The organism is Nocardia abscessus NBRC 100374, assembly GCF_000308455.1.
Classification (GTDB): domain Bacteria; phylum Actinomycetota; class Actinomycetes; order Mycobacteriales; family Mycobacteriaceae; genus Nocardia; species Nocardia abscessus.
This window is the reverse complement of record NZ_BAFP01000141.1, coordinates 1-9,044: the sequence shown is the minus strand read 5'-3', so window position 1 is coordinate 9,044 and position 9,044 is coordinate 1. Positions and strand designations below refer to the sequence as shown.

5 protein-coding genes and 1 pseudogene are annotated in these 9,044 nt (G+C 72.2%); 1 reads left to right on the top strand and 5 read right to left on the bottom strand.

What is annotated here, in order from left to right; all coding sequences use genetic code 11:
* From ON19_RS29170 to ON19_RS29150, 5 genes and pseudogenes are all read right to left on the bottom strand, one after another.
* Positions 1–629 (bottom strand): annotated as a pseudogene (locus ON19_RS29170) (S1 family peptidase); the annotation flags it as partial.
* A gap of 174 nt (positions 630–803) precedes the next feature.
* Positions 804–2,162 carry a S1 family peptidase gene (locus tag ON19_RS29165; protein ID WP_043699837.1) on the bottom strand — a complete coding sequence of 453 codons (1,359 nt, stop codon included), beginning with the start codon at positions 2,160–2,162 and terminating at the stop codon, positions 804–806.
* Positions 2,163–2,323: 161 nt separating this feature from the next.
* Positions 2,324–3,436 (bottom strand): hypothetical protein, encoded by a 1,113-nt coding sequence (locus ON19_RS29160; RefSeq protein WP_043699834.1) that lies wholly within the window; start codon positions 3,434–3,436, stop codon positions 2,324–2,326.
* A 46-nt stretch (positions 3,437–3,482) separates the two neighbouring features.
* Entirely contained in the window at positions 3,483–6,071 is a 2,589-nt protein-coding gene (locus ON19_RS29155; RefSeq protein WP_043699831.1) for a LuxR C-terminal-related transcriptional regulator, read from the bottom strand.
* Positions 6,064–7,821, bottom strand: coding sequence for an Hsp70 family protein (locus tag ON19_RS29150; RefSeq protein WP_051169407.1), 1,758 nt, complete (start codon positions 7,819–7,821; stop codon positions 6,064–6,066). The genes ON19_RS29155 and ON19_RS29150 overlap by 8 nt, the downstream gene beginning before the upstream one ends.
* A gap of 297 nt (positions 7,822–8,118) precedes the next feature.
* On the opposite strand from ON19_RS29150, the gene ON19_RS29145 reads away from it, so the two are divergent.
* On the top strand, positions 8,119–9,044 hold a 926-nt coding region (locus ON19_RS29145), incomplete at its 3' end, for an IniB N-terminal domain-containing protein (RefSeq protein ID WP_043699829.1).

Here is a 9,044-nt window from a genome sequence, read left to right as displayed (position 1 = left end):
CGCCCGGCGACCGAGGCGTAGCCGTCGCCGCCCGCGAGGGCGCCGCGCGCCTCACCGGCGATCTCACCGGCCTGCAGGGTGCCCTGCTCGCCCGCCACCGGCGGGGCCATCACGATGACGCGCGCCGGGTCGATGAAGTTCGGCATCGGCAGGCCCGCCTGGTCGACGCGCACCGCGATCGCGTTGTTCACCGTGTCCACCACCGCGCCGCGCACCAGCGACCGCACCGCCTCGGGCTGGCCCTCCAGCCACCGCTCGAAGGCGCTCTTCTCGCCACGCAGGGCCGCTTCGCTCTTGGCGACGTTGCGCACCTCGAAACCGGCCGACTCGGCGGCCTTCTTCGCCTCCTCGGCGCCGGGGCCCTGAGCCAGCGCCACGACCGCCTTGCCCGCGTCGTCCAGCCAGGAGCCTGCGAACACGGACGGGTACTGCCGCTGAGCGGTGGTGGCGAACGCGGCCACCTGCTGCGCCAGCTCCGCGCGGTGCAGGTACTCGTCGGGCGAGATCTTCAGATCGCGGGTCACCGCAGCGACCAGTTCGGCGGGGAGGCCGGGAGCCTGGTCGGGTTCCGCCGTCGCTACTGCCGCCGTGGGCCCGAACAGCAGTATCGCCGCCGAGGCGGCGATCACTGTTTTTCGGATTCCGGTCTGTCGCGCAGCTGATCGGGGAGGACCTATACGTGGCAGGAGCATGAGCAGACTATATGGGGTTTGGCGCGGTATGCCTACTCATCTGGTGGTTCTCGACTCCCTCATAGCCCGTCGACCGTGGATATGTGGATCACCACATCTTCGGGCGCGCGCTCAGCTCGCGTTGGGCCAGGTGCGCACGGCGATGCCGCTGCCGATCCCGCCGCCGGAGGAGGCGTCGACATCGGCCAGGATCGCCCGGATCGGGATGCCCAGCGAAGCGGTGCCTCCGTACTGGGCGAGGGCGATATTGGCCTCGTTGCAGTTCGGTGCGTCCGCGGCATTGGAACCGCTGGTGATGCCCAGGGCCAGCGTGCCGGACACGATCGCGCCGCCGCTGTCGCCGCCGAGCGTGCAGGCCGAGCTGGCGAACCCGCGCACGGTCTTGCTCTCGCCCTCGGCGGTGAAGAGCTGGGTCTCCACCCGGTCGGCCACGACGAAGCCACAGGTGAAGGTGGACGACTGGCCGGACTTGCACACCGGGGCGCCGGTGATCGGGTCGGCGGTGCCGGTGATCGCCAGCGTGGTGCCGTTGGCGCCGCGCACCGAGGGCTGGTCCATGCCCGCCCGCACCGCGCGCTCGTTCAGCTTGATCACCGAGTAGTCCAGCGCGGACTGCCCGCCCAGCGAGGCGCGCACGAAGGTGCCCAGCTCCGGACTGGCCGGGATGTCCCGGACGTTGGGCAGGTAGACGCCGGCCTCCTGGTTGCCCTTGCCCAGGTTCGGATCGCAATGGCCCGCACTGATGTTCAGCGCGTTGCCGGACGCGTCGATGCTGTTGAACCCGAACGAGCACACATCGACGGCGCGCAGCGACGAGTCGGCGAGCGGGCCGGGCGCGCTGATGTAGGTGTCGCCGCCCATCGGCCTGCGCTCGACCGGGCCTCCGCTGTTCGGCGCCAGGATGACCTTGATGTTCGCCAGCAGGGTCGGCAGGTTGAGCATGTGACCCGCCGGGGTGTTGGCGACGCTGAGCACCAGCTGACTGTTCAGGAAGTCGATGGCCACGGAGTTGATCGCCTGCGAGATCTCGCGCGGCAGGCCGGTAACCCACTGGTTGAGCTGCACCAGCGAGGTCTCCAGGCTGTCCGCCGACACCGGGGCGAGCCTGGTCTGGTAGCCGTCGGCCGCGGCGATCTTGGCGGCGTCCAGTGAGGTGACCGCGACGACGGGCTTGCCGTCGGCGCCGATCCAGGCGCCCGCGTAGGAATCCGGACGCTCCGAACGGAAGTCGCGCGCGTAGTCGCGCAGCTGCTGGGCGCGCGCGGCGCGGTCGAGGTATTCGGTCGGGGTCATCTGCAGATCCCGCGCGATGGCCTGCACCAGTTCCGGTGGCAGGGTGTCGGCGGCGAGCTGTGCGGGCGCGTCCGGGACCGCCGCCGCGGTCGTCGTGCCGAACAAAGGAGCCAGGAGAACGGTCGAAGCGATGGCGACAGCCTTGACCGCGGCGCGACGCGCCACCAACTTGCGCATGAAGTCCCTTCGTCGGCACGCACGTGCCAGCTAAATCCGTGGCCACGGGCAGAATCCGTTGGCGCACAGCCTTCGTCCAGCAACCGACCGGCGAGGGAATTCATCCGACAACCCGGTCAGCGCAACACTCTAGGCCACAAACCCGGGAAGGGCGCTACTAATCACCGACTACTCGGTGTTCCCATTCCGGGGATGGTGGGTATCTGCGGTAGGTGCGGGAACGGGTACCCGGTTGTCGTCGTGCTGCGCACTGTCGAAGAACGGGTGGTGGTGGGCGGCGTCGTGGTGGGCGGCGGCTCGCTGGTCGGCGGGTCCGGCGTGGTGGTCTCCGGCGTGGTGGTCTCGGTGATCACCACCGGCGGCTCGGGCGGCTCGGCGGTGGTGGGCGTTGTGGCGGACGTGACCGGCGGCGGGGGCGGAGCGGGTACCGACGTCTGCTCGGACTGTGCGTCGGGCAGCGGCGGCACCGGCGTCTCGCCGCTGTCGCGGAACAGCAGGGCCACCACGATGCCGCCGAGCACCAACCCGATCAGGGCGGCGCCCGCGATCAGCAACGGCATACGCCTCGGTTCTTTCACGGGAACCGCTGCCTGCGTTGGTTTCTCGGACGGCTCCGGTTCCGCGGCCACGGCCCCGATCGGCTCGGCGATCGGGAAGGCCGCCGAGTACGCCTGCGGCTGTGCCTCGGTGCTCGGCACCGCCGGGATGACGATGGTGTCCACCGTCGAGTTCTCCGCGGTGGACGGGTCCGGCGGGGTGGCGCCCGCAGGGGTGGCCAGCACGGCCGCCAGCGCGCCGCGGGCCGCGTCGTAGGCGAACGAGTCACCGCCCGCGCCGGTTTCGGCGCTGGGCAGCTCACCCTCGCTGACCAGCAGCACCGAGCGCAGACCGAGGTAGTCCAGCGCGTCACGCAGCGACCGCACGTGCTCGGCGGTCCAATCGGCCGGATGCGTCGCGTAGAACTCGGCCGGACCGCTGAGATGCTCGGCGGCCAGGTTGATCAGGCAGAACAGGGCGGTCGCGACGAGGTCTTCGGCGCGGTACGCCTCGCCGTCGTCGACCGAGATGCCCGCCGGGTCACCGACGGCGGGCACGAATCCGGTGATCGAATGCGCGTGCCCGGCCGACGCCGGACCACCCAGTTCGGCGTCACCGTCTTCGGACATGTGCAGGATCGACTCCCGGACGATGTACCGCGGTTCCTCGTCGCCATCGGTGACGATCACCGCAGTGCACGCGTCCTCGGCGACGCGCAGGCCAACCCCAGTGGCCATCTCACCTACCTCGCTTCGGCGCTTCCGCTGACGGAACCGCACCCGGTCACACCAGAAGCGAGCCGTGTCCCATGGCGCGGAGCATCGACAATAACTCCGAACGGGAACGGGCACCGACCCGGCGTCGAATACGGGCCACGTGGTGCTCGACCGTCTTCGCGGAAATGTACAGGCGCGCACCGATCTCGCGATAGGTGAGCCCGAGCAGAACCAGCTCGGCGACTTCGCGTTCCCGTTCGCTGAGGATCGCGGCCTGCGGCGGCGTGGGCGTCGGCGGAGGAGCGTCGCCATTGTGCGAGACCGGTGTGGACGGACGGGCTTGCGGCTCCTGCGGCCGGGCGTCGGCGCGGACCGTGCGGGCCAGTTTGAGCAGCGCGGTGGCGGTCGTGGAATCGGCCGCCGCGAGTGCCGCCTCGCTGGCCAGCCGGGCGCCGTCCCAGGTCATGCCGATCTCGGTGAGTGCGGCGACCGCCGCGTGCACCGGCGCGGTCGCGACCTGGCCGCGTAGCACGAGCACCCAGGTGCGGCCCGCGTCGGCGAGTACGGCGGCGTGCCGGTCACCGGCTTCCGCCGCCGCTTTCAGCGCTCGCGCGTGCGGCAGCAGTGCCTCGGGGCTCTCGTGCGCGATCGCGGCCTGCACGCCGTACCAGTGGAAGGCGTTGGACCAGGCGGGCGGGTCGTTCAACCGGCTCAGCAGCGCGAGCGCGGCGTCCACGAGCGGCGCGATCCGCCGTTCGTCCCGCATCCGGATACCGGCCAGCCACAGTTCGCCGATGGGCAGCAGCGCGAGCAGGTCGGCCTGCACGTCGTCGAACAGCGGATACGCCGCCTGCCACGCGCGGGCCAGCGCGGTGTGATCACCGCTGCGCCGGGCCAGGCCCACCGCGACACCGTGGGCGAGCAGCCGGTCGCGGAAATCGAGTTGGTCGTGGTCCAGCGCGGCCACCGTGGCCGCGGCGGCGCGCTCGTCGCCGCCGAGCATCGCCGTCCAAGCCGCCAGCACGTCGAGCTGGTGGCAGCGCAGCCCGCTCGCGGTGGCCCGCCGCAACGCGTCCTGGGCGCGGCGCGGCTCACCGGTAGCGAGCGAGAGCAGCGTGGCGATGGAGGCCGCCGTGCAGGGCAGGAAACGGTCCACGCCCGCGTCCGCGTGCGCGGCCTGCACCAGCGCCGACACCGCCGCCGCGGTGCTGTTGCCGGGTGCGATGGTGTCCGCGAGCGCGGTCGCGATCACCCGCGCGTGCGCCCCCGCCTCGGTCGGGGGCCATTGCGTCGACGAGGACGACATCTCCCCGGCGCCTGCCACGTCACCCGCCAGGCACAGCACCGTGGCGCCGACCGCCCAGTCCGGGCCTACCCGGTCGCCGCCGAGCCAGGTGTACAGCTGCGCCGCGCGCCCCACCAGCCCGCGGCGGGTGAGCACCGCGGCGCAGATCCGCACGGCTGTGGCGAGGTCGGCGCCGGTGCTGCCCGCACGCGCCAGCATCGGCTCGGCCAGCCGCATGGCGGTGTCGCCGTCGCCGGTCCGCGCGGCCGCCTCGGCCCAGCGCAGCGCGATCGGATCGAGTTCCGCCCCCGCGGCGGCCGCGGCGGCGTAATAGCGAACCGCTTCGCGACCGGCCTGCTCCGCGGCGGTGACAAGGAAGTCGGCCAGACGCGGGTCGCGGACGCCGGACTCGGCCAACTGCAGCGCGGTGCGGTCACGCAGCAGGCCCGCCTCCAGCCGGGCGCCGAGCAACCGGCGCTCGACCGCGACGAACCTGCGGTCGCCGAGTAGCGTGCGCAGCGGGGCGACGGCGGGTTCCAGCAGCAGGTCGGCATCGGTCACCAGGGCGCTGGCCCTGGCGCGGTCGATGAGATCTTGCGCGACGTCCTGCTCCACGCCGAGCACCTCGGTGAGCTCGGTGGAATCCAGACCCGTTCCCGTGGTGGCGACGACCAGGGTCTCCAGCAGGTCGGGCTCGAGGTTGTCCAGCGATCCGCGCGCCCACGCGGCGACGGCCGTGTCGACCGCCGTGATGCCCGCGTCCAGACGCGCCGAGCAGGCCGCCGTGAGCGCGGCCACCACGCCGCCGCGAATACCCGCGGTCTGCACGTGGATGTGCTGGGCGACCTGGCGCGGCACCATCATGCCCAGCTCCCTGGCGAACGGCGCCATGTCCGCGACGCCGAGCGGGCGCAGGTCCACGACGCGACCGCGCCGGGCGACCGCCTCCGCGAGCATCCGCAGCCGCGGGTCGTGCGGGCGCGGCTGCGCGGCGACCACCACGGTGCGATGCCCGGATTCCACGGCAGCGCAAAGATATTCCAGATCGAGCCGACCGAGCGTGTGAGCGTTGTCGATGATCAGGGCCGGACGGGCGGTGTCGGTCGTCACGCCTGCCGTGGGGCCGGCGAGCGGCGTGCGGGTCGCCGTGTGCGAGCCGTTGCGCGCGTACGCGTGCTGGAGGGCGGCGGTGTCGTCCTGCAGTGGGACGCCCCGGGCGCGCAGACGAGCCCGGACCTCCGCGAGAAGGGTCGACTTGCCGGTTTGGGAGCGGCCGCGGATGAGGTAGACCACCGGCTGGTCGTCGGCGGAGTCCAGCTCGCGGAAGATGTCGCGGGCGCACGGAAGAGTGTCGAAGGCGGTATCAGCCACCGGAGCCTCCCAGGATCTCCCCCGGAGCGCGCAGCACCGTGCCGAGCGTGTCGCCGAGCACGCCGGTCGGCAGGCTCGGCGCGGTCGGTGGCGTGGGACGCGGCTGCTGCTGGGTGGGGGGCGACGGGTTGGTCGGCGCGGGAGCGGGAGCGGGCTGCGGCTGCGGCGCGGGTTGCGGCGCCGGGGAGTCCACCGGGGCGGGGGCGGGCTGATCGGGACTCGGCTCGCTGTTCACCACGGCCACGGTGGTGTCCTGGGCCGGCGACGAGGGCGAGCCGGCTCTGGGCGCCTCGGTTTTCGGTCGGCCGGTGGAGCCGGCGGAGTCCGTGGCGGCGACCCCGGCCGGCGCGGACGGATCGCCCGTCTGCGCTCCGGTCGTCGCGGCGACCTGTGCGGCGCCCGTCGGAGACTGTTCGGTCGAGGCGGGACTGCTCGGGCCGGACTGGATGCCGGTGCCGATGGCGAGGGTTCCGGTGGTCAGCAGGCCGATGGCGAGCGCGGCGCCCGCCACCACCGCGACGCGCCGCCTGCTGGTCGGCGCACCACGGCGTGCGGGGCGGTCCTCGGGCAAGGCCGCCAGACCCGAGGAGGGAAGCGCTCTGGGCTGCGGCACGGTCTCGTCCTCGACGCCCTGGTCGACCATGGGGAGCTGATCGGTCTCGGCGGCAATCAGGTCGGCGGCCAGCAACGCGGCGCCGCGTGCCGTGGTGTGCTCCGGGTCGGGAGCCGCCACGACGGGCAAGCCGAACTCGGAGGAGATCAATTCGGCGACCAGCGGGATGGCGCCGCCGCCTCCGGTCAGCAGGACCCGACCGACATCGCCGATGTCGAGACCCGCCCGGTGCACCGCGTCGCGGATCAGGTCGATCGAGTTCAACAGCGGTCCGCGCAGCAGGTCTTCCAGTTCACCGCGCACCAGCCGCACCGTGCTGCCGTGCGGATCCGCGGGGTCGACCCGGACCGGAACAACCGTCGCGGTATTTATGGAAAGCTCTTCTTTCGCTTTTCTACAGCGCTCTCGCAAAGCCGATAATTCGCGTTCCACCACCGGATCGAACGGATCGAAATCCGCGGCGAGCACGGCATTTGCCAGGACATAGCGCATGGTCAGCAGATCGAATTCCGCTCCGGCGACCTCGGTGTTGCGCAGCGGCGTGCCCAGCAGGCTGGCGTGCTCGCCGGTGCGCACCACCGAGACGGTCGAGCCGCTCGCCCCGAGGTCGAAGACGATCACCGCGCCGTCATCGGTCCTGCCGTGCGCGGCGTCGAGCCAGCGGATCGCGGCGGTCGGCTCCGGGACCAGGGTCACCTCGCCGAGTCCGGCCCGCTCGAGGGCGTCGCGCTGGATGTCGACGGTGTGCCGCGACCACCACGCCGGGTGGCAGGCGACCATCGCCCGGGTGGCGTCTTGTCCTGTCTCGGCGGCGATCTCGTCGACCAGGCAACCGATCGCGGTGGCCACCAGGTCGGGCGCGGAATACGAGGAGCCGTCCTCGGCGAAGATGCCCACCGGGTCGCCGACCCTGGCGAGGAAGCCCTCCAGCAGGACGTCGCTGGAATGGCGGCCGGTGGCGCGGGCGCCCGCGCCGAGGGTGGGCGCCATGTCTTCCGACAGCCGCAACACGCTCGGATGCGAGCGTAGGTAACCGCCGCCGGACGGGACGATGCCGTCGTCGCCATCTTCCGTAGCCGCCACGGCGACCGAATTCGACGTCCCGACAGTGATGCCGAGCGCCAGGCGCTGTGTCATTCAGAACCCCGTTCGAAAAGCTGTCTGGTCCGGTGTCGCTGCTGTGTATCCGAGAGGGTGCGCTGGGCGTTGTAGTTGCCGACGCAACCGTTCTGTCGGTTGCTGGCCATCAGCCGTTACCTCGTTAGGGGATCGTTTAGGGAAATTCCCCTAATTACGCTCCCGCCCCTATCGGGTGCCCCCGGCCGGTCGTAGGGGTTCGCCCCGTTTCGGCGTAACGGGATGCGCTCCTAGCGTGATTTGCATTCCAACGACTGCGGATCAGCGAGGTCCGCCGGGACTCAGGAGACGATTCTCATGACACCCAACGCGATTCTGGAGTTCATCCTCGATCTGCTGCGGAACCACGAGGCCGCGGTCGCTTACTGCGCCAACCCGACCCAGGCGCTGGCCGCCGCGGGCCTGAGCGCGGTGACCCCCGAGGACATCACCCTGTGCGCCCCGATGGTCGCGGAGTCGGCGCTGGTCACCGGAGGGTCACAGCTGCAAGCCATCGTGGCGGCGGGCGCGCAGACCGGCGCGGCGGCCGCGGTCGGCGCGGCGAGCACCGTGGGCGCGGCGGCGGTGGCCGGTGCCGGAGTCGACCTGGGGGCGGATCTCGGAGTCGATCTGGGTGCCGGTGCCGGTTCGGGTGGCGGCGTGGACGTCGACCTCGGCGTCGGTACGGGCGTCGACCTCGGCGCGGGTGTCGATGTGGGCGCGGGCCTGAACACCGCGATCGAAACCGGGCTCGAGATCGGCGCGGGGCTGGGCGCGGGACTGGCCGCGGGGCTCGACACCGTGGTGAACGCGGGCGCCGATCTGTCCGCTGCCGTGGGCGGCCTGCTCGGCGCGGGCGCCCAGGTGATCAGCGGGATCGGCGCGGGCGTCGACCTCGAAGGCGCGGGAAACATCGGCACGGGTTTGGAGACCGGCGTCTCGACCGGCATCGATGCGGCATTGGGTACGGGCGCTGGGCTCGGAGCAGGCATCGAGGGCGCGGTGGACGCGGCAGCGGGCCTGACCACCGGTTTGGGTGCGGGGCTCGAGGGCGCGGTGAACGGGGCGGCCGGACTGACGACCGGCCTCGGAGGCGTGGTGGACGCGACGACCGGTTTGACGACCGGGCTCGGCGCGGGCCTGCAGGGCGCGGTGGACGCGGCGGCCGGACTGACCACGGGTGTGGACGCGGCTCTGGGCGCCGGTGCGCAGGCGGGCGCCGATCTCGGCGCTGGCCTGGGTGG